Source organism: Sphingosinicella sp. LHD-64 (assembly GCF_031157375.1).
GTDB lineage: Bacteria > Pseudomonadota > Alphaproteobacteria > Sphingomonadales > Sphingomonadaceae > Allosphingosinicella.
The window spans coordinates 1,105,767-1,131,360 of record NZ_JAVIFV010000003.1; the positions used below are offsets into that span (position 1 = coordinate 1,105,767).

A 25,594-nucleotide genomic window follows, 5' to 3' on the forward strand; every position below is an offset into this window, starting at 1 on the left:
CCAATCTGCTGAGAGGCGCCGATCGCTGCCGAATCGTCGTACTGGTCGTTCGCGCAAGAGACAATCGCGCAACGCCCGCTTTCCTTGCCCGGACGATCGGACACGACATGCTCGGGAATCTCCTCAAGTCGCTGGGCTTCGCGACAAATGCGCGCTATCGGCTCTCGCCGGACTGCGAAGGAAGACCTCTTGGACAAAGCCCCCACTGCCCTGATCACTGGCGTAACCGGTCAGGATGGCGCATATCTTTCCGAGTTCCTGCTCCGCAAGGGCTATGTCGTCCATGGCGTAAAGCGGCGCTCTTCCTCGTTCAACACCGGTCGAATCGAGCATCTATACGAAGACCCGCATGTCGAGGGCGCCCGCTTTCACCTACACTATGGTGACATGACGGATTCGACCAACCTCATCCGCATCATCCAGGAGGTGCAGCCGGACGAGATCTACAATCTTGCAGCGCAGTCCCATGTGAAGGTGAGTTTCGAAACACCTGAATATACCGCAAATGCAGACGCGCTCGGGACGCTGCGCCTGCTTGAGGCGATCCGTATCCTGCGCCTTGACGACAAGTGCCGTTTCTATCAGGCATCAACGTCGGAACTCTACGGGCTCGTCCAGGAGGTGCCGCAGCGCGAGACCACTCCCTTCTATCCGCGTTCGCCTTATGCGGCCGCCAAGCTTTATGCCTACTGGATGGTGGTCAACTATCGCGAGGCATACGGCATGCACGCTTCGAACGGTATCTTGTTCAACCACGAAAGCCCGATACGTGGCGAGACTTTCGTGACCCGCAAGATTACCCGCGCCGCTGCAGCCATCGCTCTCGGCCGGCAGGACAAGCTCTTCCTGGGCAATCTGGACGCGAAGCGCGACTGGGGCCATGCTCGGGAATATGCCCGCGGCATGTGGATGATGCTCCAGCAGGACCAGCCGGACGATTATGTCCTTGCCACCGGCGTCACGACCTCGGTTCGCCAGTTCGCCGAATGGGCATTCGAAAACGCCGGGATCGAGATCGAATGGCAGGGCGCCGGCGTTGACGAAAGAGGGTTTGATGCCAAGACAGGTCGTTGCCTGGTTGAAATCGATCCGCGCTATTTCCGGCCGACTGAAGTCGAGCTGTTGCTGGGGGATCCAGGCAAGGCCTTTCAGAAGCTCGGCTGGCGTCACGAGACCAGCGTCCGCGAACTGGTGCGGGAGATGGTGCGCGCGGATTTGCGGGTGATGGAATCCGCCCCTATGTCCCAAGGCGACTGAAATGACCGATGTCGCTGGCAAACGCGTGTTTGTCGCGGGTCATCGCGGCATGGTCGGCAGCGCCATCCTCCGCCGGCTCGCCAGCGAGAATTGCGAAGTGATCACCATCGACCGGGCCGGACTGGATCTGCGCGACGGCGCCAAGGTAACCAGATGGATACGCCGGGAGAAGCCCGATCTGATTTTCGTCGCGGCCGCAAAGGTCGGCGGCATCCTCTCCAACCAGACCTATCCAGCCGAGTTCCTTTACGACAATCTTCTCATCGCGACCAACCTCGTCCATGCCGCCCATGTGGTCGGATCGGAAAAGCTGCTTTTTCTTGGATCGAGCTGCATCTACCCAAAGCTCGCGCGCCAACCGATAACCGAGGACGCGCTGCTGACCGGCGCGCTGGAACCCACGAACGAAGCTTATGCAGTCGCCAAGATCGCCGGCATCAAGCTCGCCCAGGCCTATCGCAGCCAATATGGCGCCGACTTCATTTCGGTGATGCCGACCAATCTCTACGGCCCGGGCGACAACTACGATACGCATACCAGCCACGTCTTGCCGGCGATGATCCGCAAGGCCCACATGCTCAAGACCGGAAGGGCGGAAAGCTTCGTGCTTTGGGGTACCGGCAAGCCACGCCGCGAGTTCTTGCACGCGGACGACTGCGCCGACGCGTGCGTGTTTCTGATGAAGAACTATTCGGAAGCGGGTCATGTGAATGTCGGGACGGGAGCGGACATCTCCATTGCCGACCTTGCGCACCTGGTTTGCGAGGTCGTCGGCGTGGAGCCTCGGATAGAACATGATCTCGGAAAGCCCGACGGGACCCCGCGCAAATTGCTCGACGTGTCGAAGCTGGAAACCCTGGGATGGACCGCGCGCATCCCTCTTCGCGAAGGAATTCGGCGAACCTATGCCGATCTGTTGACTGGAATGTTCTAGTCTAGGCATGAGAGGCAACATCGCGACGCCCTGAGCGAGCGGAGCGATGTCTCACCGCCGACTGGAGTGGCTGATCTTGCGCGTTATCTACTCGTTCAACAAGAAGGGTTTCGAGGAACAATATTGGCTCCGCGAACTCGCCTGTCGTCGCGGCGACGATGAGATCATCCCGTTCAATCACGGCCGATACTTCGACTGTGGCCGGGCGATGCGGGCCCAGCTCCTGGACAATCTCTACTTTGCCAGGGATGCAAGCCTCATGGCACTGTACGATCATGTCGAAAAACTGATCGCGGAAACAGGTGCCGATTGTCTCGTCGTCGACAACGCGCTGCCCTATCATCCTGAATTCCTGAGGAGGCTTGGCGTCTACAAGGTGATGCGCACGACGGATGGTCCGATCTCCGCCTACGATCGGGACTTTGCTTACTGCCACGGCTATGATCATGTCGTCTATCATAGCCCGGCCTACAGCCCCGAACTCAACATGGCCGAGAAGCTTGCGTATGTCGGTGCAAAGCGCGCGGATTTCTGGCCGCTGGCAGCGTTCGATGAGATGTTCCACCCCGAAAGAAGCGAGACGGAACTCTTTGATCGGGATCGCGACATCGATATTATCTTCGTGGGCGGAATGTTCCTGAACAAGATGCCCGTGCTGGCGGGAATCAAGAAGGCTTTCGGCCGTCGCGCGATGCTCCGCGGCCTCAGCAACTTCAAGGCGAATGCCTACTTCAACCTGAAATACGGCTTCCCCGGCTGGGTTCGCCCCATCCCGTTCGAGGAATATGTTACGCTCTATCAACGGGCCAAGATTGGCATCAACGTGCATAACCGGGGAAAGTACACCATCGGGAACTATCGCTTGTTCGACCTGCCCGCAAATGGTGTAATGCAGATTTGCGATGGCGACGAGTATTTAGCGGACTATTATCGCGTCGGCGAAGAGGTGGTGGGTTATTCGTCGACGGATGAGCTGATCGACAAGGTCCGTTACTATCTCGACAATGGAGAGGAACGCGAGCGCATCGCGCGCAACGGCTATCGGCGCGTTCTGGCCAGCCACCGTATCCGCACCCGCCTTCACGAGCTTCTCGATCTGCTCGGCCAGGCGATCGCGGCATCCTCGTCTCGAACGGAGACGGCCCAGCCAGCTGTCCGCTAGAGCATGATCAGCTTAGCCTGAAACATCTCGTCATTGCGAGGAGCGAAGCGACGAAGCAAACCAGCCTGACTCGAAGGCCGCACTGGATTGCTTCGCTGCGCTCGCAATGACGACGCAGCTTAAGATGATCGCGCTCTAGCGGGCCGACAGCACGAAATTGAAACTCATGATCCAGTCCGGGTTCCAGTACATCGATCTGATCCGGAAATGAGGTTCGAAGCGGGCCGCGACCTTGCGCCGGGAATAGCCTGGGCGGCCGATCTCCCAATAGTGCTCCCCCTCGCAGAAGCGCGGCTTGCCGGGATCGGGCCGGTAAAATGGGTTGCACAGGTGCATGGCGATGGTCCAGTCCCATCCAAGCAAGCCAGGCATGACCCTGAATCTCATGATCCTGCCGCCCACGGGCAAATAGACCAGGGCATGATGCGCGACTCTGGCCAGCTCGGCGATTGCGCGATCGAGATAGGCGGGCGGTAGATGTTCCAGAACGTGTGACGCGATCACGACATCGAACGACTTGTCTTCGAACATGGACAAATCGTGAGCGCTTCCGATGAAATCGGGATTCAGCCGGTCGTCGATGTCAAGCGTGGTCACTTGATATCCACGCCATCTGAAGACGGCGCAATCGAGACCCTGGCCGGGGCCGATCACCAGAATACGGGACACGTTTCCGAGACTGGCCACGTCCCGAAATTCTGCGTAGGCATTGGCGAAATTCGAGATATGGAGCTGCTGTGACCATTGCGCGATGTCGAGACTCATGGGCCCTGGCACCGGGCCACTTTCTGCCTGGGACGCGATTGGTGTGGTGACCGATGTCATACGGGCCTTCTAGCCGGACAGCCGCTCCCCCTGCAACCTGCGGTATCCGGTCGAAGGACGGTATCGGCTTGTCGAGGAGAGGCCTGTCCGGACACTGCTCATTCAGGAGACGATTCTGAACAGGGGCGCGTGACTGATCGGAGTCGTGACACGGGCATGTCGAAGTTCTGGCTTTGATTCGGACTCGCTGACCATAACCGGTATGAAGGACAGGACACCGTTTCGGATGGACATGTATCGAAAAACCCTGCCGCACGATATTGCGGCGATCGCTCGCCGCAGCTTTCTGGCGACGGTGCTGGCCGCGCCGGCTCTCTTGCTGGCCTCAAGTTGCCGCGGCGCGGCCACCACAATCGCGCAGGCGGATCGCCAGGCTGGCGCTCTCTATGTGGCCGACTTCCGGCGCCGCGGCCTGAGCGATCGTCAAGTTCTAGCGAATGCCTTCCAGGCCTGGGTTGAACATGGTGGCACCCTCCACCTGGAACCCAATCGTCGCTACAATCTCGGAATCCAGGCGACCACCGACCATGTGTTCCAACTGTTCTGGATGCAGGATGCGACTTTGGCCGGCAATGGCGCCACCCTCGTCATCCAGACCCGTGGTGAAGTCACCTACAACCTCTTCTATCTTGCTCACTATCGGAATCTCCGGATCGAAAACCTGAGCGCGGTCGACACCGGCTTTCGCGACACCTCCGACACCGGAGCCAAGTTCATCGTCGTTGATGCGGGGCAGCGTGACTCCGTCGACATCACGCTCGACAATGTAGCCGGGGAGCGTCTCGTCAGTTTCATTCAGCTGCAAGGCCGGCCGGGTGGCCCACGCGTGCGCGGTGTCCGCATCATGCCCAATTGCCGCGCGACGCGCGTGTTCTACGGACTTGCGTGCCTCAATCAGGGCGATGATGTGAGCGGCGGCTTTAGCACCCATAACAGCGGACGATCCTACTTCCCCTATGGTGTCCGTAACCACAGCCTCGACATTCGGGTGCATCATCAGGGCGCGGGCTACGGACCTGCGGCGGAAACTGCGATACTCATCAAATGCTATGGCCCAACCACCTCGCGCATCCGCCTTCACGCCGAATTCAGTGGCACGCTTGCGTCCGGCGGATCCTGCGTCACGCTCGAGCATCAGCATGATCCTGCGGGATCGCCGTCGATCATCGAGGACATCGATCTGCGGATCACGATCGCGCCAGGCACGACCGATCCGAACAATTCCCACCGGGTCGCGCTGCGTACGCTGACTCCTGCCGACCGTGAGGAAACTGGCCGCACCCGGAATATCTGGCGACGCATCCGGATCGCGGGCATCCTGCGGCCCGGACGGGCGCCGGCCATTTTCTCGCATGCGAACCCCGTCGCGCCGGCGGAGATAATGATTGCGCCCGGAACATCCGGGGCTGAACCGGACCGCATCGCGGCACCCGGTTTCCGGTTCCGCCGGGGCTGAAGGGAGCCGATGCCGGTCAGTTCACACGAACAACGTCCTTATAGAGACTCTCGTAGCGCGCTACAGCTGCGTTCATCGAGAATTCGGCGAGCACGCGCGCTCTGGCTTCGGCGGCGAGCCGGCGACGCTCCGCGCCCGCAAACGCCAGCCGCTCGAGGGCGGCAACAAGTGCATCGCCGTCGCGCGGCTGGATCACCACACCAGTATTCCCTACCAGAAGGGCTGCATCGCCGACATCGGTGACGACGCATGGAATGCCCACGCTCATCGCCTCGGCCACGACGTTCGGCATGCCCTCCCCGTTCGAGAAGAGCGCGAAGATGTCCATGGCGGCCTGCCATTCGATCAGGTCGTCCCGCTCGCCGAGAAGAGTGAGCCGGTCGCCGACACCCGCTCGCGCAATCCAGGCCGCCAGCTCCTCGTTCTCGCGGACAAGCCCCCTGCCGGCGAGCAGGAAGTGGAGGTTCGGATGACGCCGTGCGAGAGCTCCCGCTGCATCGACGAAGCCATGAAAGTTTTTCTGTGGAGAAAAGCGCCCGGCGGTGCCGATAAGGATGGTTTCGGGCAAGATTCCCAGTTCGGCGCGGCGCTGACGGCGCCAGGCCTGGATCTTCTCGTTTTCGTGAACGGCATAGCCATTGTGGATGACAACCGACTTCTCGGGATCGTAGCCAAGGCGCTCGTGAATCTGGCGCGCGGCTTCGGCCACATAGGCGATTCGTGCCGGAACGATACCTGAAATTCGAGCACACAGATGGCGTATCCCGGTCGTCAGGCGCGAGATGCCGAGGCTGGGCCCGAGATCCGCGAGGCGCACGCCCCATATGATTGCGCGCTTCCCGGCCCAGCGCGCCGCGAGGCCGCCGAAGAAGTCGGCATGATACATCCACGTCTGCACCACGTCGGGATCGATGACTCGGATCCGGTTGCGCAACTGGACGATCGCAACCGGCACGCGGAGCCAACGCTGCATTCCGAGCGCTTCGACATCGACCCCCAGCGACAAGAGATGTACGCCAACCGGTCCAACCGTCCGCAGCGAGATGACCTTGTGCACATAGTCGGATCGGTCGCGGTGCGCCGCGATCAGTCGCGCCATTTTCAGTTCGGCGCCGCCCTTGGTGAGGTCGGTGATGATGTGTAGGACCACCATTTCAGGCGAGACCTTTAATCCACGGCTCAGAGCCCAAGGAAGTCATTCCCCTCCCTCTCTGCGGAAGGCAGCATTCTGGCGATTCCCATCACGCGCAGCATTTCGGCATTGATTTCCGCAGCGTCGAAACGAGCTTCTGCCAGCTTGCGGCTTTCCAGTCCCATGCGTTCAATCAGCGAGGGGTCGTCGACGAAACGCGTCATCGCGGCCGCGAGCGCGGGAATATCCCGGATGGGAACCAAAAAGCCGTTGATGCCGTCCTGCACGGTGTCCCGGCACCCGATCCAGTCTGTGGTGATCACAGGTCGCCCCATGGCCATCGCTTCCTGCGTGCTGCGCGGAACACCTTCGCGGTAATAGGAAGGCAGGACATAAACGCTGCTCGCACGGATCTCTGGCATCACGTCATCGACATGACCGAGCCAGCGCACCGCGCCTTCTGCCGCCCACCCGCGCACCTCGGCTTCCGAAAGACCACCAGGATTGGGATCGAACCCTCCTAGCAGGACGAATTCAGCCTCCGGATGGGATTGACGAACGAGGCGCCCGGCCTCGACGAATTCTTCGATGCCCTTTTCGCGCAGTAGACGGGCCATAAGAAGAAATCGCACAGGCTGAGGTACGGCGGGAGCGCACGCAAACCGCTTCAGATCGACGCCGGTGCCATTGAGACGCACGGCCTTGTCCATCGGCAGCAACCCTACATCGACAAAATGCGCGACATCCTCCGCATTCTGGAAGAAGATTCGGTGACAGGTCCGAAATGCCAGCGCGTAGAAGCGCGAAACGAACACCTGCAACATCTTCCGCTTGAGGCGTCCCTGATGGGGCGCAAACACGTAGCCGAGGCCTGCGACCAGCGCGTATCTTCGCTTCACTCGTGCCGCCCAGGCGGCGAGGCTGCCGTAAATGACAGGCTTGATGAAATAGGACAGAACTATGTCCGGCTTCAGCCGGCGCAGCAGGAACGCGAGACGGACCGCATCACGGATGTCGCGAAAGGGCCGTATCGACGCGCGCTCGAGAGTGTAGTCCACTGGCTCCGCGCCAAGTTCGCGCGCGCGTGTCCGGGTCTTGTCATCAAAATCGGGAGCGAGCGCATAAACCCGCAGGCCCTGTTTCACCATGTCAGAGATCAGCGGTCCTCGGAAATTCGCCAATGAGTAGGCATTGTTCGTAATGATTGCGATTGATCCGGTCGGTTCCGCCGAGGAGCAGAACGCCCCGGCCTCCTGCGTCATGCCGATACCTCGCTTCGCGCGGGCACAACGAGCACGTCAATGTATTTGGTCAGCAAGTCGTCTTCGGGAAGGTCGCTGTACGGCATCGCCATCGCGCTGCGTGCGATCGGCAAGCGATCCCATTTGCCTGCCGACACTTCGAGAAGATCGAAACCAGCGTCGATCATCGCCCGCTGCATTTCCGCACTGCGGATCCGGTTCGTATAGAAACCGGAGCTTGCCATGAAGTCCGACTCCCAGACGCGCTGGGTAAAGCGCAGGTTGTTCAGTGATCCGCCCAGATGGTCCATGAAATCGATTCGATGGGAAAGGCGAGCATCGCGCGCGCAGATCCGCCGCAACTCCTGGAATGACGGCTCGACCTCCGCCAGACGCACATGTTCGAGTACAGCCTGAGACCAGACCAGGTCGACCGATCCGCTCGGAATGGTGCGCAGCGATGCGAGTCCGTCGGTCAGATAGTCGGCTCCGATCCGCTGAAGCATTTCTTCGATCGTCGCGATCTCCGAAAGATCTGCCACTGCAAGGCCAAAGGCGCGCAGCTGCTCCGCGATCTCACGATAGGCCACAATGTCATGCTCTGCGAACGCGCCGGCATCGACCAGATAGGTCTTTCGGGCGCCAAGAGCGTTTGCGATGAGTGCGGAAGCTAGCGAGTCACCAGGCCCGAGCTCCAGGCAGACCGCATCCCGAAAGCGGTCCGCGCCCAATTGGCGGGCGTGACCCATGACAACCTGGTAAGCGTATTCAGCTCGATTCATGTCGCCATGTCGAAACAGGCCGAACTTGTAGAAAGTCCGATATCCGATCGGCAATCTCGACAGCACGATCTTGGCCAGGATTTTCAGTCGCCAGTTCATTGTGCGCCGATCATAATCGGACGTTGGGCGCGCCGGCTATTTCTGTCATAGCGCATAAGCATGCGGTTCAGGCTTCTGGCCACCTAGGGGCAGGGCGTCCGCCCTCGCACGATTGTCCTGTAGCCAGGATTGGAACATGAGGACGATCCACAGATAGTAGTGCCAGCGCCGGCGTCCGGAGACATGCTCCTCCCAGAGACGCCGTATCGGCACGGGATCAAAAAAGCCCTCCGTGCGCAGGCGCTGCTCGTCAAGCAGCTCCTCGCCCCACTCTCGCAACGGACCACGCAGCCATTCGTCGATGGGTACGCCAAAACCCATTTTCGGGCGGTCGACCAAAGGCTTTGGAACGTATCGATAGAGCACTTCGCGAAGAATGTGCTTGCCTATTCCTCCACGCACTTTTGCCGAGAGCGGGATTTGCGCGGACAATTCAACGACACGATGATCGAGGAACGGCGCGCGACTCTCGAGGCCGACGGCCATGCTGGCGCGATCGACCTTCACCAGAATATCGTCCGGCAAATAGGTCAACATGTCCTTGTACATCATGGATTGGCAAAAATCGGCGAGCAGTGGATCAGCGCCGAAAGTGGCCGGCGGCTCCGTCGCTCCTAGGACGAGCTGTTCCGGATCCTTGAAGAGGGAGGTCAGTCGCTTGTAGAAGGATTCCGGCGAGCGTTCGGCAAGGACCTCGCCAACCTTGGGCAAGCGGTCCGCGAGATTGAGAGTGCGGTAACGCGGCACCAGGCCCGCGACCGCGCCGGCCAGCTTGCCGGTTGCTGGCGCGGCAAGCGCTCCGGCCAGCATTTGCCGGACGCCGAGGGGGACCTTGGACATGCGATTCCAGATACGCATGCCCATGAAATAGCGATAGTAGCCTGCAAACAGCTCATCCCCCGCATCGCCCGACAAGCTGACGGTCACATGCTGTCGGGTGAGCGCTGAAACCAGATAAGTGGGTATCTGAGACGGATCGGCGAAAGGCTCGTCCCAGATCTGCGAAAGGCGGGGTATTACGGCAAGCGCATCGTCTGACGTGACTTGAAGCTCGGTATGTTCGGTGCCCAGATGTCCAGCCACCACCTTTGCATGGGCGGCTTCGTTGTAGCCTTCCTCATGGAAGCCGATCGTGAAGGTGCGGACCGGACGCGACGATTGCGCCTGCATTAGCGCCACGATAGTCGATGAGTCGATCCCGCCGGAAAGGAATGCACCGAGCGGCACGTCGGCCTCCATGCGCCGCAGAACCGCGTCCTTGAGCAACGATTCGAGCCTGTCCACCAGCTCGGGACCGTCCGCGAGCGGCGCAGCGGCGCCGGCTTCCACAATCGCCCGCGCGCCCCAATATGCAGTCGGTTCGCCGACGCTTCGCCCGCCGTCGCCGATCTCGATGAAGTGGGCTGGCGGAAGCTTCGCAATACCGCGCCAGATGCTGAACGGGGCCGGAATATAGCTGTAGCGCAGGAGCAGCGTGAGTGCTCCGCGGTCAATGTCGCCCCGAAAAGCAGGGTGGGCTGTCAGCGCCTTCAATTCCGACCCGAACAGGAAGCTGCGCTCCATCCGGCCGTAGTAGAGCGGCTTCTCGCCGAGGCGGTCGCGCGCCAAGATCAAGACCCGCCGCAACCTGTCCCAGATCGCGATGGCGAACATGCCATTGAGGCGTTCGAGCGCACCGACTACACCCCAATGCTCTATCGCTGCCAGCATGACTTCGGTGTCGGAATGGCCCCGCCACTTGGGCGCTGCGCCACAGGATTCGAGTTCAGCCCTCAGATCGCGATAATTGTAGATTTCACCATTGTAGACCGTGACGTAACGACCGGACGCAGATTGCATCGGCTGTCGGCCCGCCACCGAAAGATCGATGATCGACAGGCGTCGATGCCCAAGGGCAACGCCGACATTCTCGTCGAGCCAAAGATCGCCATCGTCAGGCCCCCGATGTGCCAGTGCATCCGTCATCCGTCGCAGCGTCGACCGGGCGTCCCGCTCAGGCGGGCCCTCCTGCAGGAAGCCCGCTATGCCGCACATGGTAGCTTCGATGTCCTGATCGGCGGAAGAATGGTGCTGGTCATAACAGAATGCGGGCTCGACCTTTCCGGGACTGCCGCCAATAGCTGGCGCCGACAGTCTGTGGAAGCCCCAGCTTGCAGGTCGGGCGGGCAGCTTGGCGGCGGCGATCGAGCCATGCTATGCGTCCGCTTTCACCTTGTCGACGGCCCGCGATCGCGGCTTCCGTCAGTCCGGACAGCGCTGAGCTCGTATGCTTCGACGATCCATTATCCTGCCGACACTAGCCGCAGCGGCGTTCACCGCCCTCTTCATTCTTGTCGGCTGGCCGCGGATCAATCCTTTCGGATTTCCCGATCTCGATAACTACCGAGTCGGTTTTCAAAGCGGATGGTATTTATTCACGACCCTGGATCGCGAGCCGATTGATTTCGTTCTAAACGAAGGACTGTGGGTCTATTTATTCGACTTCATGTATGCTTTGATCGGAGACATCGACGACACCTTCACTTTTGTATCTATCGTCATTGTATTTTTAACGAGCCTCTATGTCGTACTCCGTGCACAAGCTCCGTGGTACCTGCTCTTCTTTTTCAACCCTGCATTCATCGAGATAGCTCTGGGCCAGATACGTTCTGGGCTGGCCGCAGGGCTGTTCTGGACGGCCGTCAACGTGAAAGGTCTTCCGTTTAAGCTGGCGCTCCTTCTCGCAGCGAGTGCCATACATACCTCTTTTGTGCTGTTTTCATTGATTTATCTTGTATTCCATTTCCTGCGCGACACGCGTTCCGCGGATGCGGCCCTCTCCAACTCCGCGTTAACGGTGCTCGTCATATCGGCCCTTGCGCTTGTCCCGACCGTGTTCCGGGAGGCGGCGCTGTCGACCATAGGCGACCAGCGCGCCTATCAGTTTCTGGAATATAGTTCCGGCATCTTCCTCGCGATCGGCTGGGCGAGCTTCTTCGTCACCTATCTTCTGCTTCGAAGCGATCGCCGCATCTCGTTCGAAGGTTTCTTCTACGGGTTCGGGGCAGCCGCCGCGCTGTTCTCCGCCATTGTCGGCGTCTACGGTGCCCGGCTCGTTTCGATCGCGATCCCTGCGCTGGCGGTGATGTGCTTCCAGATCGATCCGCGATATCGCGTTCTGTTCATCGGCCAGTTCATCGGCTTCAGCGGCCTCTATTTCGTCTATTGGCTCAGCTGATCGCCCAGGAGGCGTCATGCCTACAAGGACCTAGCCGAGCGCCAGATCGAGATAGCGTTGAACGGCAACCGACACGCTGAAATCCTCAACAGCCCGGCGCACATCGGGGTGCTCCTTTTCCCCGAGTGCCGAGATCATTGCGTCGGCCAACGCGGGGATATCTCCAACGGGTACGAGCTTGCCCCAGCGGCCGCCCTCGAGAATCTCTCTCGGCCCGGTTCGGCAATCGGTGCTGACCACCGGAGTGCCACAGGCCATTGCCTGGACGATCACACCGGGCATGCCCTCGAACCTGGAGGAAAGGACGAACAGCCCTGCCGCACGCATGAAGGCGAACGGATTGTCGACAAAGCCCGGCAGGGCGACGTGGCTTTCAAGCCCGAGCTGGCGGACCAGGGCCTCAAGCCGAGGACGATCCGGCCCTTCGCCGACGATGACCAGCGCGGCATCATGACGAAGACGGGTCAGGGCGAAGGCGCGTATGAGGCTGTCGAAATCCTTCTCGAAGGCAAGGCGCCCAGCCGCCAGGATGACCGGGCGCCCTTGTGCGAAGATGGGTTCTTCGGGATCCTGCGCTGCGGCATCCAGCAATCCCTGGTCGACGATCGGATTGCGGATTGCGACTATGCGAGACCGATCCAGGCCGAGGTCCTCGTGGAGCTCGTCGACGATCGCTTCAGCCACAACGGCGATCCGATATGCCCGACGATAGGTCACCCGCATCAGCAGTCGGACGAGTCGCTCGTTGAGTGATCGCAGATGTCGCTTTGCCTCACGAAAGCTGGTGCGTTCGCTGACGACATTTCGGGTAGGAGATCCCGCAAGCAAATTTGCGAGTAACGCCACCACGTTGGCGTGACTCAGCGCGGAATAGAGCGCATCCGGCCGCTCCCTCCTGAGATAGCGAACCAGATCCCCGAGGCTGCCGAACACGCCGTTCCTGCCAAAATCAACAATCCTTACTTCGGCAGGAATAGTTGCCCGATAGGGGCCTTCGCCCTGGGCGAGCAGCAGATCCACCTTGTGCCCTTGCTGTGAAAATTCACGTGCGAGCGTCGCCATTACGCGCTCGGTGCCGCCCCCTCGAAGGTTTGGCACAAAAATCGCCAGCCGCCTGGGCCGCATCTCAATGGGTCGGCTGGGCCGCAGATGCGCGGATCAGCGTAAATTCTGCGCAACCGGTGCCCAAGAGGCGCAGGCCCTTTTTGATCGGATAGACCGCCGCGATTTCGAAGCCCATCGCCTGCATACGGTCGCGCACCTCGTCTACGCTCGCGGACTCATATGGGTAGCCACCCATCCAGTCATGAACGTCGTTGTAAAAGTTCATTCCTCGCGCCGACTTGTAAGTCTGGACGTAGCGGACCGGATTTCGGCCCGTCATCAGCAGGCCGGCATAGAAGGCGGCCTTGTATAGTCCGCGCAGCAGCTTCCGGACGACTTCGGGTGCCTTCATGTAGAGCTTCTTTTCCCGGAACCAGAAGACGCAGCTCGGACGCCGCTCGTAGAGCGCGAGCGCGAAGAGGCCCTGCGGGGCGACCAGCCGGGCGGCGCGCTCCACAGCTTCCCACATCGCGCCGGTATGATGCAGCACACCCCAGGAATAGACGATGTCGAACTGGCCGAGATCGGCGGAATCCGCGTCAAAAATACTGAGCAGGCGCGTTGTGGTTTTCGCCTCGGGTGCCTGCCGGGACAGCAAGTCCTGCGTTGCCTGGACCGAGTTGGGATCGATATCGATTGCGACGACTTCGGCTGCGCCGAGGCGCAGCGCTGCCAGCGAATGCAGGCCCGAACCGCAACCAATATCGATGAACCGCGCCGACTTGATGAGCTCGGCCGGTATGAGCTTCCTGAGGCCCTTCTCGGCTTCAAGGATCGCCTCATCGTCAATGCGACGGGAATAGTCGAGCCAGTTCTCGCCAAACTCGAAATGCTCGTCGAGCGTCTTGAGGCTCGCACTGTTCATGCACTCGTTTCTCCGGTTGCGACGACGGGGCTATCGCCAAGGTCCTGGTTTCGGGAGCTCTTTATGAGCCGGCCAGCCGCATGTCGATGGTCGTCCGGCCGAATGTGCGTTAATGTTGAGATGACCGGCGCTGCAACTGGCGTTCCCGATCCGGCTTGTGTCCGCTCGATCGCATGCTATGCGGTTTTCCATGACATCATCCAACAAACTGAAGCGCTTGCTTGCTCCGGTTAGGCGATCGATCCGCTCAGGCCTGAAGCTCGTAAACCGCGAGCTGGAGTATGATTTCGAATCCGCCTCCTTCAAGCTGAAGCCGATCCTCGACCTCAGTCGGGATCAATGGTTTGCGGCGCGAACCATTCTCGGCCGGCCGCCCCAGATCGTGTTCGACGTTGGTGCCAACACCGGTGCCACCGCGCTCGAACTCTCCCGGCGCTTTCCGCGTGCGCAAATTCATTCATTTGAGCCGACTCCGGATGTTGCGCGGGTCTTACGCGCGAATGTCGCACACCTGCCCCAACGTCAGGGTTCACGAGATCGCGCTCGGCGATACCGATAAGACCGCGGAGCTTCACGTCAATCGCATGTCGGAAACCAATTCTCTCCTTTCGACGCATCCCGACAGCGCCACCTTCAACCAGTCCGCGAAGATGCAGGAAACGATCGATGTCATCCAGGTTCCGGTCCGGACGATCGCGGCCTTCTGCAAGGAGCAAGGCATAGCCCGGATCGACATTCTCAAGACCGATGCCCAGGGTTACGATCTCAAGGTGATCGAAGGTGCCGCGAACATGTTCGGCGTCATCCCGATCATCTATGCGGAAGCCACTTTCGTGCATTGCTACAATGGACAACCGACCTTCGGTGCCTTTCACGATCGGATGAATGACCTGGGCTATCGGCTTGTCGATCTTTATGAAACCGGATTCCGGACCCGCTACTACCAGCTTTCATGCAACGCGCTGTTCGTGCGCGAGGATGTGCCCGGCCCCAGACGCTGACCGGCGGCCTCGCCACATCGGAGATCACGCGCCCTGCTGATCCGGCTCCCTGGCCGCTTCAATCCGGAGCAGCGCGAGCAAAACCAAGCAGGTCAGTGCGTACATGGCGGCGGTCGCCAGCATCAGGCCGGGCAATCCAAACGAGTCGACGAGCAGCGCATTGAGCACGAGCTTCACCGCAAACCCCGCAGCTGCCATGATAGCGGCCAGCATGTAACGGCTGGCGCTGAACAGCGCTTGGGATGCCGCGATCATGGCAATATAGAAAGGCAGCTGCAGAAATCCCCATCGCAGTATCTCAGCCACGGCGGCCGTGTCGCCTGCGGTGAACGCACCGCGCTCAAAGAGCAGGCGAACCATCCATTCAGCCGAGAACCAGCCGAGAACCAGCACGACGAGGCCGGCAGCGAACAATAACAGCGTCCATTGCGTCGCCAGCCTCGCCAACGACTGAGGCTGATGCGTACGCACGCGCGAGTAGACAGGCAGCACGGCCCGGCCGATCGACGTTGCGCCCAGAGAAAGGAACAAGCTCAGAATGCGTCCGGCATAACCGAGAGTGGATATGGCGCCTGCGCCAAGGCGTGCCGCGAAGAACTGGTCAATGACTGCGGTAAGAGCGAACATGAGTTGCGCAACCAGCATGATGCTGACCCCGCTTCGGAAGAAGCGCCATTGTTCGGACCGAAATGAAAAGAGGGGACGGTGTGAAAACTCCCCGCCGAGCGTGAGCCGCGTCAGCAGGAGATGTGCCGCCGCGCCGCACATCGTCCCGAGCAGCAGGGCCTGCGGCGTGCCGCCCCAGACGAGTAGCACGACCAGCACCCCTAGGGCTGGTGCTCCTTCGAGCAAACTGTTCACATGGCGGCCGCGTGCCATCAGCAAAACCGATCCGTAGACGGTGACCAGCCCCAAGGGGATCATCAAAGCGAGATAGTCGGCCGCCTCGATCGCGAACGCCCGCGTTTCAGGCGGCAGTCCGACAGACGATAGGGTGAGGAGCAACTTCAGGCTCAGCCAGCCGGCCGCTCCCAGCCCCAGGCCGCACAGAATGGAGCCGCCCAACATCTCCCCGCGAAAGCGATGCTCGGCCGAAGGTGGCCCGCTGTGGAGCTTGATCAGCAAGGGGATCAGTACAGCGGTGAGAACGCTGTACGAAACCGCGATAGGCAGATTGTAGAGGTTGAAGACGAACAGGTATGCGTCGACCACCGGGCTGGTGCCGAAGCGCGAGGCAATGACCACCTCCTTTGCCGCCGCGGCGATCTTGGCCATCAGGATGAATCCTGCGATCACCGTCATATCGCGTAGAATGAGCTTGTGTTCGCTCCGGACCCCATTGGCCATTGCCCGCGCGCGGATCATCAGGCGCATGGGCACGCTCCCGATCGAAGCGGTACATCCGGGATCGCGATCACGGGAGCCCCAGGATCAAAGCTGGCGCAGCGAAAGCGCCGCAATCCAGGGCGGTTCCGCCAAGGCTTCGTCAAGACCGCCGCGCACGAAAATCGAGAGCCACTGGTAGGGACAGCTGCGCGGAACATCGAATCGGGCCACGATGATGCCGCCCTCACCATCACCGCGGGGAAAGTCGTGACGCATGATCACTCGCTGGCCGGCGCCGGCGCAACTCACTCGAACAAAGGGCCGACGAGCCGGATCCGACGGAACGTCGCCCGTTTCCGCGCGAAATTCATATGTGCCCGAAGACAGGCGCAGCAGCTGCTCCGCCACCTTGCCGTGGCTCGATGCTTCCATTGGCAGATAGAGCGCCGATCCTGGCCCTGCGTCGAGCTGGCGCCGCTCCGGGCTAAGCTCGCCAGTTTCCGCATAATGCCAATCCACGGGGGGGAAGCCACGATTGCCCTCGAAATTCCCGTCACGCAGAAGAGCCATGGGCGCAGCATCGGCCACGCCCAGCCGCTGATAGGTTGACCATAAGAGATCGTAACGTTCCGCTTGCGCGAGCAACTGCAGCTGGCGCAGGATGAGCGTCCGGTCCTCATCCACATCAGGGTCGAGCACCGCGCGGGGCAATAGCGCGATTGCCATGGGATTGCTGGAGGCGCCCAGAAACCAGGTCAAATACTCTCGCCACCAATTAGGCTTGCGGCGAAGCACAAGGTTGAGCTGCCGCGCTATCGCCGGATCAGCGCTTGCATTCGTGAGGATCGGAAACAGGATGGATTTGATCCGGTCCGAAGATCGTAGAATTGTGTCGTAATGCTCCAACGCGCCCACGATATTTCCGCCGGCGACCTGATGTTCGATCAATGCCAACTGGGTTTGCACGTCGCGGCGGGATAGCTCCTGGGAATAGCGAAAGGCGCGGAGCGACGCATCCTGCCGTCCCTGCAAGCCAAGTGCTATTGCGCTCGCGGTAACGGCTGAAACGACCGTAGGTCCGCGGGCAAACGCCGAGCGCGCATCGTCGAGTGCACGCCGTACCGTCGCGGGATTGCGGTCGGCGACCATGGACTGGGTCGCCTGCGCCGCGGTCGCACCGGCGTCAAATGGAACGACCTTGAGCACCATGCCCGGCCTCTTGTCCCTAAAGATACCAGCAAAGGTCACAGCAGTGACCGGTACTCCAATGAGGAGCGCAGCGACCACTATAGCGAGCAGGCGGAATATCGGTCCGCCGTTGTACATGCGCGAGGCCTCAGGCGCCATGGACGGTTGCCTCAAGCTGATGCCTCTGCGCTCCGTCCATAGCCGTAGCCATAGTCGTAGCCATAGCCGTAGGCGGCGCGCTTCGTATCGAACTTGGTAAGGACCGCGCCGACAAGATGGGCCTGCGCCGCGGAAAGCCTGCTGATCGCCAGCTTGGCCTGGCCAAGCTTCGTATTGTTCGATTCGACCACAAAAACGGTGCCCTCGCTCTGGCTGGCGAGCAGCGGCGCATCTGCCAGCCCCATGACCGGCGGCGAGTCGATCACAATATGATCGAAAGAGGGTTGCAGTCTGTCGAGCAGCGTCTTCATGCGATCGCCTGACAGCAGTTCGGCGGCATTGGGCGGCTGCGGCCCGGCCGGCATGATTGCCACCTCCGAACCGGCCGGCCGATGGAGCATTTCCTCCAGGTTGTTGTCGCCCGCGAGGAAGTTGCTCAGGCCGCGATGATTGCCGATGTCGGCGATATGGTGAGCCGTGGGCGCACGCATGTCGGCGTCGAGCAGGAGCACGTTCTTGCCCGTGCGCGCAAGGGAGAGTGCAATCGCATAAGCAGTCGTTGACTTGCCTTCGCCCGGCCGCGTGCTGGTGACAGCCAGGGTAAACGGAGCGCCATGGTCGGTGCAGAAGGCGAGGCTCGTTTGCACGGCGAGATAGGCTTCCGCAAGATCCGACTTGCGATCACCCAAGGCCAGATAGGTGTCCTCGTCGCGCGACTTGGGCACCGTGCCGAGCAACGGCGTTCCAAGCTCGTCCACGATCTGCGAGGGGTCCGACACCGCATCATCGACCTGCTCGAGGATCGCCGCGAGCATGAAGCCAGTTGTCAAGCCCAGACCGAGGGCCAGCAGCAAGTTTATCAGGACACGCGGACTCGAAGGACGCTCGGGTATCTGCCCCCGGTCCACGACCGAGATATTGTTGACTCCGACGCCGCCGGCTACGCCAATTTCCTTGTAGCGCTGCAGCAGGGCATCATAGAGTTGCCGGTTCGTATCCACCTCGCGCTGATAGATATTGTACTGGATGCTGCGCCGACGAAGGTCGAGCAGGTCGCCCTTCAGCCGATCGACGCGGCCCGACAGATTGGTCTCCCGCTCGGTGCTGGCCCTGTAAGTTTCACTCAGGGTGTCACGAACTCGCGCTTCTTCGCGCGCGATAGACTGATCAAGCTGCGCGATTTGCTCGCGCAGCGCGACCACCGGTGGATATTCCGGCTCGAATTGCACCATTAGCCGGGAATATTCCGCGGCCGCTTCAGCACGCCTCTGCCGAAGACCGGAAATTGCCTGATTGTTTAGAGCTTCGGTGACCGTCCCGCGCCCGCCCGGCAGGCGGCTTTCGGCTTTCACTCGATCAGAGGTCGCCTCGGCAAGCTCGCGATTGAGGGTGGTGAGATCGTCGACAACCATCGAACGTTCCGGCGCCCCGAGCTGCGGATTGGCAGGAAGATTGACGATCCCCTCTCGCGCCGCATAGCCGACCAGCTGACGCTCGGACGCATCGAGCCGGTCCCTCAATTGTTCGAGACGCTGCTCAAGGAAATTCCGCGCGTAGGACGTCGCCTCAAAGCGCCGCTCCAGCGTGATCCGGATAAACTGTTCGCCCCACGCATTGGCCACGCGAGCCGAAAAGGTCGCATCGGGACTGGTGTAGCCAACATGTACCAGGCGCGACAAACGAACCGGATTGACCGAGAGATTCAACAACAGCACGTCCGCGGCCTTGCGCACCCGCTGCTCCCGATTTGTGATTTCAGACCGTGGCCGTCCGTTCTCGAACCAGTCTTCTGCCTGGGGCAAGCCGTACATCGCGAAGAATTCGGGGTCGTCATAGAGCCGCAATTGTGTCGCCACCCTCTGCGCAAGCGCATGGGATTGGAGCAGGCCATATTGGGTCTGATAGAATTCCATGTCGCCGAGGCCGGTCTCTGGCTCGACGCCCTCAACCCGCATGATATTGTCGCTGTCGCGGCGAATCTCGACGGTAATGCGCGAGGTATACTCCGGTGTCATCAGCACCGTGACGATGACGGCCGTTATCAATGCCGTAACGACGGCACCGAAGATCAACCATCGGTGACGCAGAACGACAGCCAGATATTGACCGAGAATCGGAAACAGAGCTTTAGAAGCGCCCCTCGACCCGTCGGCCCCGGCAATCGGGCCGGGAACGGCAGCAGTACCGTCGCGACGGAAATTCATGTCATTCATCAACCAGAACCTACCGCTGAACAAGCGCAATGATGGGTGTTGTCAGGAGCGTTGAACCTTGGAGTATGTCGCGGAAAATGCGACGCGCCTGAGACTCTCCAACGAGAACGGTGTCCTGCGAATATATTTCTGGATCCGGATATAGGCCTGCGCGAATGGCCCGCAAATCATAAAGCGCGGCCATCCTCTGGCCCTCGACCGTTCGAAACAGCACCACATGGCTGAGCCGTGCGAACTCCGTCGTTCCCTGAGCCCGGGCAACCAGCTGCGACAGCGACATGCGTCCGCCGAGCGGAACCACGCCCGGGCGACGCACCTCGCCATCGATCGTCACGAACCGGTTGGCACTCTCTTCGATGTTTACCGTAACCTGAGGGTTGCGCACATAGCGACCCGAAAGCCGCTGCTCGATCTGGTGCGCCAGCTGCTGCGGCGTCAGTCCGGCCGCCGGGATTTCACCCGCAAGGGGCAAAGTAACGTTGCCTACATTGTCCGTCTGTACGGTCCGGCCGAGTTCGTCAATGCCGTACACTTCGATCGACAATCGATCGAGCGGTCCGATCAGCTGAGCCTGCGCCGGAGCAGTGAGGTCGGCAATGGTCGGCGGGGGCAGAGTCCCCGTATCGGAAACCGTAAGATATTGCGTGGTTTGCAGAGCTGGACCGGATGAGCAGCCAGCAATCGAGAAACTGACGCCGATTGCCAAGGCTGTCCACAACCTCATCGTCCGATAACCTTCCGTTTTTGCCAAGAATTCAGCGGCCAAGCTGGCGTGCAATAGGGCCCTATCCCGCATAGCGCAATGACGCCCCTGCAGAACGACAATCAGGATCTGGACTTCGACGCACTGCAGAGCCAGCCGCAGGCCACCGCGAACAATGCTGCCAGAACGGGAACGCGCAGCGGATAGTCGACCAGGCTTGCCAGCAGCAGGAAGGCGACGAGGATCGACCCCAGCATCCCGTAGGCGCGTCCGCCCCTGAATGCAGACCAGCTCGTCGTGCCCCACCACAGCAGGAATGCGAGCAGCAGGAGCGTTGCCGGCAGTCCCCCGGTAATCACGAACTCGAGAAAATCGTTATGCGCATGATTGAGATATCGCGTTGAAAGCAGGTCGAGCGGCTCGCGTATGCGATAGGCCGGATCGAAGGCCCCGAAGCCGGCACCGACAGGGAAGTAGTCCCGTGCCATTTGCGCCACATAGGGCAGCTGCCGAAGCCTCTCCTCTCCTTGCATGTCCACACCGATCAGGCGTTGGAGCGATTGAGCGCGTGCGAAGGAGAGAAAGACGAGGCCCGCACCCACCGCGGCCGTCGCGGTTAGCGCGAGAACAAGCGATCGCTGTCGCGCGACCCGCTCGCCGCGCAGGAAACGCCGCAACTCGATATAATGAAAGATCGACCAGACCGACGCAGCGCCGCCAAGCACCAGGCCGGCACGCGAGCCGGCCACAAGAAGGACGAGCAGCAGGACGATCGAAACCGCCGCCGCGCTACCGCGCTTGACAGCTCGGACGTGACGATCGCCCGTCGCATGGGCGGCGGCTATGGCCAGCATTGGCAGCGACAACGCCAGCATCACCGCTTGGTGATTGCGGTTCGCGAACAGTCCCACCGCGGATTGATTATTGGTGATCCGATAGGTGTAGAGCAGGCTGTCCGATCCGCCGGACAGTTGCATGATCCCGAGCAAGCCGCTGACAACACCGCCGCCGATGAAGATGATGGCCAGATTTTCGCGCTGGGTCGCGCCGAGCGCCGCAAATCCGATCAGGGCGGTCAAGGGAATGACCATGGCCGCGAGGCTGTTCTGGGTGAGATCCGGCGCGAGACTGATCGGGCGCCAGGGCTGGGCCATTTCCAGTACCTGCGCGCCCTCCGCCACAATGGCCCGCCCGGGGAGCGTCGTCCAAAGGCTGGGCGGGAGCGGAACGAGCTGGATTGTCATCAATGCCGTCAATCCCACAAGAAGCCAGAGCGGCACCCGGATCAGCTTCCAATCGACCCTGCCCGGCAGAGCCAGGATCACGGCGAGGCAGAGAATTGCCCCGGGCCGAAGATAGAGTAGCGAAAGTATGTCCTCGCGCGACCCGCCGCCCCCGGCGAAGCACAGGATCAGGAACAGAACAAAGACTGCGTAGCGCACTCTGGCCGCGATGTCGTCGTCGGAACGAATCATTGTCGATGAAGAAGGGTTCATGATCTCGATCATTCCGTCCTGGGCCGACCGGTGGAATAGGAGCGAAGCATCGTGTTCATAGCGACCAGCGTATGACCTGCTGCCCCAGATCAAGCCCGCGCCACATGCCCTTGAGGTCGGCCACGCATCCTCCGTTCTCGAGCAGGGCATGGATCTCCTGTTCGGAGAAGCTCCTGTAGACATCGTGCGGCACAGCGGCAAAGACGATGTCGTGCTTGCGCGGCGGCAACTCGGACTGCAGGGCGATATCATATTCGCGCTGCGCCTCTTCCGCGCTGGCCAGCGGATCATGAACTGTGACGGCGTGCCCCAGTTCCTGAAAGCGACGGATGACGTCGACGACACGGCTGTTGCGCAAGTCCGGCACATTTTCCTTGAATGTGAGGCCGAGCACCAGGATCGAACCGACGCGGGCGCCATTTGCGGCGTGGACCGCGTCCGCGACCCACACGCCCATGGCATCGTTGATTGCGCGTCCGGCGAGGATCACGTCCGGCTTGTGGCCGAGTTGCTGGGCGCGGAAGCTCAGATAATAGGGATCCACGCCGATGCAGTGGCCGCCGACCAGCCCAGGTTGAAAAGGCAGGAAATTCCATTTGGTCGATGCAGCGTCGAGCACGTCCCAGATTGACAGGTCGAGCCTGGCAAAAATCTGTGTGATCTCATTGATGAACGCAATGTTGATATCCCGTTGCGCATTCTCGATAACCTTCGCTGCCTCGGCGACCTTGATGGATGCCGCCGGGAACACGCCAGCTTCGGTCACCTTTTCATAAAGCGCGACCAACCGCGCGAGCGTTTCCGGGCCGTCACCGGCAACGACCTTCACAATATTGTCGACCCGGTGAGTCCGGTCGCCCGGATTGATCCGCTCGGGAGAGTAGCCGACGAAGAAATCGCGGCCGTGTTTCAAGCCCGATTCGGCCTCGATCAACGGCACGCAGACTTCCTCTGTCACGCCGGGATAGACAGTGCTTTCATAGACGATCACGGGGCGCTGGCCCGGATTCAGGAGCTTGGCCACGGCCCGTGTAGCGCCGAGGATCGGCGTCAGGTCAGGCCGATTCTTCGCGTCGACGGGTGTTGGGACCGTGACGATATAGATGTTGGCGGATCTGCACGCCCCAGCGTCGGCCGTGACGCTCAGCGTTGCCGACGCAAGATCGCCACTTTCGACCTCGCCGGTTCGGTCGTGGCCGGCACGCAACTCGGCGATACGGGCTTCATCGATATCGAAACCGGTGACGGGCGTCGTCCTGGCGAGCGCCACGGCCAGCGGAAGGCCCACATAGCCAAGTCCGACGACGACAACCTGTTCTACACTCATATTGACCTACCGTCCCGGCCGGTGCGCCGCATGTCATGCGTAAGAATGGGGAGAAGAGTCCACGCATCCTAGTGAGCGGAGGTTGGATCGCCAACCTTGCGGCTATGGCGAGCCGGCCTGTCCGCGCGACGGCCTCAGTCGCGATCCCGCCCCCGTTTGCTTTCCACGTGCCGCTTGGCGCGACGATGCGATAGCAAGCCTGGCAGAAACAGCACCGCAGCACCGTAGAGGCTGAGGGCAAATACCAATGCAACCAATAGCTTAAGCATATTTCTACTTTATCCTCACGATCATATTCGCGTCGCGCGACAGGTCCTATACGGCCAGGGCATGGTCAACAAGCGGTGCTTCGAGGCTTCCGAAAGAGAGATCGCCTACTCGCCGGAAAAATGGGGCGTGTAGGGACAAGTGCGGGCCGGCGTCACCATGCGGCTATATTGACGGCCAAGATAGCGATAATAGCAGATACGTCTGTCGCCGGTGATCCGCTGCCCGACAAGAGTCGCCATTGACGGTATCGGCCTTGCGTGCGGTGAGTCGTCGCCCGGATCCCGGTCCGGGCATCTCTCCGAAACATCGACCCTGCGAGTCGGCCTGCGCGGCACCTGCCCCGAAGGCTCCTCATCCGACTGCACGTCACCTTCCGCGCGCGCATCCTGATCAGGCGATTCATAGATGCAGAGCCGGCGGCCGCGCTCGAGACGCTGGTCGACCAGCGGTGATGTCGGACGAACGAGCCCACCGGATCTGGGTGGCCATGATGGCTCCGTCGTCTGGACATCCGCCTGCACGGCGAGCAAGCCCACGAAAGTCATGCCCGTCAGAATCATCGGCGTGCTAGTGCACGCGGGGGCCATCCCTGTCCAGTCGCTCCGCGCGGATACCAGCGGACCGGCGAATTTCGGATGGACCGAGGCTGCTAGCATGGTCGCCTGACAAGGATTTCCGCGCGTTCCCGGCGAGCGGATGGTCGGGATGCGAACGACGAGTAGGTCATAGGCCGCGGCCCGAGCGGCATCGAACTCCTGTTGGGTCGCGATGTGGCCGTCGCGGGGAGCGCCAAAGCCTCGATCCGCCTCCTCGTTCAAGCTGTCCACCTCCGATGGAGCTTCCCCCAGGGTCGAATCCTGGAGCCCTTTAGGATTGCCGGGCCCATGTGCCAAGCGAATAGGGCGGAAAGGCGGCGTCGGGGCGTCGCCTTGGATTTCAGATGACGATGAAGTCGCTGGCGGCGAGGGCCGGCGCGGTCTGGAGGGTGGCGACCTGGATGGCGGCGCCGTTGCCGTTGCCGTCGGCATCGAAGAAGAGGGCGCCGCTATTGGGGTTGTAGATCAGGCGGTCGTCGCCATCCAGGGCGGTGGTGCCGATGCGGAACGCGCCCGCCGGGAGGGTTCCGAGACCCAGGCCCGCGAAGACATCCGCGTCGAGCGCGATCCGGTCCTCGCCGGAGACGAAGTCGGCCAGCACATCCACATTGCCTGCGCCGGGCGCCGTGTCGAACACGAACGTGTCGTTGCCGCCGAGCCCGACCAGCACGTCCACGCCGCCGCCGCCCCTCAGCACATTGGCGCCCATATTGCCGATCACCGCCTGGCCGAACTCGTTGCCGGTGAGGTCGATCGCCGCCGTCCCGACATTGGCCGTCGTCGACAACAGCTCCACCTCCGCACCGGCGTTCAGCACATAATGCGCGCTCGCCAGCACATTGTCCCGGCCTTCGCCAGCCCCCTCGAACACCAGGTCGCCGCCGTCCACGTAAAGCAGGTCGTTGCCAAGCCCGCCAGCCAATTGGTCGCTGCCGTCACCCCCGTTCAAAACGTCGTCGCCGGCAAAGCCTCTAAGGATGTCGGAGAGCGCCGTGCCCGTCAGAACATCATCTCCCGTGCCGTCGATGAGCCGCACATTGCTGGGATTCAGCCCGCTGAGATTGTAGGGGGTCAGCGCGCTCGCGTTGACGTTCAGGAGCTGAACGTAGAGGGCCTCCGTGGCGATCTCCTGAATCCACGTATCGGCGCCGGCCTGGACGATCCTGAACCGGCCGCTCGCAAACGGATCCGCGCCGAAAAAGCCCAGGTCGATCCGGTCGCCGGAATCGCCGACGGCGAAA

General features: G+C 61.2%; 22 protein-coding genes. 6 read left to right on the top strand and 16 right to left on the bottom strand.

The window, feature by feature from the left end:
- The first annotated feature begins 189 nt into the window (after positions 1–189).
- The 3 genes from gmd (at position 190) to RCO27_RS13395 (ending at position 3,353) form a co-directional block, all read left to right on the top strand.
- Positions 190–1,257 (top strand): GDP-mannose 4,6-dehydratase, encoded by a 1,068-nt coding sequence (gene gmd / locus RCO27_RS13385; RefSeq protein WP_309003165.1) that lies wholly within the window; start codon positions 190–192, stop codon positions 1,255–1,257.
- Position 1,258: 1 nt separating this feature from the next.
- Complete coding sequence (locus RCO27_RS13390; RefSeq protein ID WP_309003166.1) at positions 1,259–2,191, top strand: GDP-L-fucose synthase; 933 nt, start codon at positions 1,259–1,261, stop codon at positions 2,189–2,191.
- A gap of 76 nt (positions 2,192–2,267) precedes the next feature.
- On the top strand, positions 2,268–3,353 hold the full coding sequence (locus tag RCO27_RS13395; protein WP_309003167.1) for a glycosyltransferase: 1,086 nt from the start codon (positions 2,268–2,270) through the stop codon (positions 3,351–3,353).
- A gap of 135 nt (positions 3,354–3,488) precedes the next feature.
- On the opposite strand, the gene RCO27_RS13400 is transcribed toward RCO27_RS13395, so the two are convergent.
- Complete coding sequence (locus tag RCO27_RS13400) at positions 3,489–4,118, bottom strand: class I SAM-dependent methyltransferase (RefSeq protein ID WP_309003168.1); 630 nt, start codon at positions 4,116–4,118, stop codon at positions 3,489–3,491.
- Positions 4,119–4,404: 286 nt separating this feature from the next.
- Here RCO27_RS13400 and RCO27_RS13405 point away from each other — a divergent pair, with 286 nt between their 5' ends.
- Positions 4,405–5,634 carry a hypothetical protein gene (locus RCO27_RS13405; protein ID WP_309003169.1) on the top strand — a complete coding sequence of 410 codons (1,230 nt, stop codon included), beginning with the start codon at positions 4,405–4,407 and terminating at the stop codon, positions 5,632–5,634.
- Positions 5,635–5,650: 16 nt separating this feature from the next.
- On the opposite strand, the gene RCO27_RS13410 is transcribed toward RCO27_RS13405, so the two are convergent.
- The 4 genes from RCO27_RS13410 to asnB are packed head-to-tail and all read right to left on the bottom strand — an operon-like array spanning position 5,651 to position 10,922.
- Positions 5,651–6,787, bottom strand: a complete 1,137-nt coding sequence (locus RCO27_RS13410) for a glycosyltransferase (RefSeq protein WP_309003170.1) — start codon at positions 6,785–6,787, stop codon at positions 5,651–5,653.
- 26 nt (positions 6,788–6,813) lie between these two features.
- On the bottom strand, positions 6,814–8,028 hold the full coding sequence (locus tag RCO27_RS13415; RefSeq protein ID WP_309003171.1) for a glycosyltransferase family 4 protein: 1,215 nt from the start codon (positions 8,026–8,028) through the stop codon (positions 6,814–6,816).
- On the bottom strand, positions 8,025–8,888 hold the full coding sequence (locus RCO27_RS13420) for a methyltransferase domain-containing protein (RefSeq protein WP_309003172.1): 864 nt from the start codon (positions 8,886–8,888) through the stop codon (positions 8,025–8,027). Before RCO27_RS13420 ends, RCO27_RS13415 begins: the two co-directional genes overlap by 4 nt.
- Positions 8,889–8,933: 45 nt before the next feature.
- Entirely contained in the window at positions 8,934–10,922 is a 1,989-nt protein-coding gene (gene asnB, locus RCO27_RS13425) for an asparagine synthase (glutamine-hydrolyzing) (protein WP_309003173.1), read from the bottom strand.
- Positions 10,923–11,154: 232 nt separating this feature from the next.
- On the opposite strand from asnB, the gene RCO27_RS13430 reads away from it, so the two are divergent.
- Positions 11,155–12,105 carry a hypothetical protein gene (locus RCO27_RS13430; RefSeq protein ID WP_309003174.1) on the top strand — a complete coding sequence of 317 codons (951 nt, stop codon included), beginning with the start codon at positions 11,155–11,157 and terminating at the stop codon, positions 12,103–12,105.
- Between the two features lie 30 nt (positions 12,106–12,135).
- Here RCO27_RS13430 and RCO27_RS13435 read toward each other — a convergent pair whose 3' ends face one another.
- From RCO27_RS13435 to RCO27_RS13445, 3 genes are all read right to left on the bottom strand, one after another.
- Positions 12,136–13,230, bottom strand: a complete 1,095-nt coding sequence (locus tag RCO27_RS13435) for a glycosyltransferase (protein WP_309003175.1) — start codon at positions 13,228–13,230, stop codon at positions 12,136–12,138.
- 1 nt (position 13,231) lies between these two features.
- The gene (locus tag RCO27_RS13440; RefSeq protein WP_309003176.1) at positions 13,232–14,074 is read right to left on the bottom strand and encodes a class I SAM-dependent methyltransferase; all 843 of its coding nucleotides are present in this window, start codon (positions 14,072–14,074) and stop codon (positions 13,232–13,234) included.
- Positions 14,075–14,321: 247 nt separating this feature from the next.
- Positions 14,322–14,531 (bottom strand): hypothetical protein, encoded by a 210-nt coding sequence (locus RCO27_RS13445; protein ID WP_309003177.1) that lies wholly within the window; start codon positions 14,529–14,531, stop codon positions 14,322–14,324.
- Between RCO27_RS13445 and RCO27_RS13450 the strand changes: the two genes are divergently transcribed.
- Entirely contained in the window at positions 14,518–15,075 is a 558-nt protein-coding gene (locus RCO27_RS13450; RefSeq protein ID WP_309003178.1) for an FkbM family methyltransferase, read from the top strand. The genes RCO27_RS13445 and RCO27_RS13450 overlap by 14 nt on opposite strands.
- A gap of 24 nt (positions 15,076–15,099) precedes the next feature.
- Here the strand turns inward: RCO27_RS13450 and RCO27_RS13455 are convergent, their stop codons facing one another.
- From RCO27_RS13455 to RCO27_RS13490, 8 genes are all read right to left on the bottom strand, one after another.
- Positions 15,100–16,449 carry a lipid II flippase MurJ gene (locus RCO27_RS13455; RefSeq protein ID WP_309003179.1) on the bottom strand — a complete coding sequence of 450 codons (1,350 nt, stop codon included), beginning with the start codon at positions 16,447–16,449 and terminating at the stop codon, positions 15,100–15,102.
- Between the two features lie 57 nt (positions 16,450–16,506).
- Positions 16,507–17,610: a hypothetical protein gene (locus RCO27_RS13460; protein ID WP_309003180.1), complete on the bottom strand. Its 1,104-nt coding sequence runs from the start codon at positions 17,608–17,610 to the stop codon at positions 16,507–16,509.
- 149 nt (positions 17,611–17,759) lie between these two features.
- Positions 17,760–19,961, bottom strand: coding sequence for a polysaccharide biosynthesis tyrosine autokinase (locus tag RCO27_RS13465; RefSeq protein WP_309003181.1), 2,202 nt, complete (start codon positions 19,959–19,961; stop codon positions 17,760–17,762).
- A gap of 10 nt (positions 19,962–19,971) precedes the next feature.
- Positions 19,972–20,727 (bottom strand): polysaccharide biosynthesis/export family protein, encoded by a 756-nt coding sequence (locus RCO27_RS13470; RefSeq protein WP_309003182.1) that lies wholly within the window; start codon positions 20,725–20,727, stop codon positions 19,972–19,974.
- Between the two features lie 59 nt (positions 20,728–20,786).
- The gene (locus RCO27_RS13475; RefSeq protein WP_309003183.1) at positions 20,787–22,172 is read right to left on the bottom strand and encodes an O-antigen ligase family protein; all 1,386 of its coding nucleotides are present in this window, start codon (positions 22,170–22,172) and stop codon (positions 20,787–20,789) included.
- A 43-nt stretch (positions 22,173–22,215) separates the two neighbouring features.
- Positions 22,216–23,487, bottom strand: coding sequence for a nucleotide sugar dehydrogenase (locus tag RCO27_RS13480; RefSeq protein ID WP_309003184.1), 1,272 nt, complete (start codon positions 23,485–23,487; stop codon positions 22,216–22,218).
- Between the two features lie 374 nt (positions 23,488–23,861).
- A complete protein-coding gene (locus tag RCO27_RS13485; RefSeq protein ID WP_309003185.1) occupies positions 23,862–23,996 on the bottom strand; it encodes a hypothetical protein in 135 nt (44 codons plus the stop codon).
- Between the two features lie 697 nt (positions 23,997–24,693).
- On the bottom strand, positions 24,694–25,594 hold a 901-nt coding region (locus RCO27_RS13490; protein ID WP_374990382.1), incomplete at its 5' end, for a calcium-binding protein.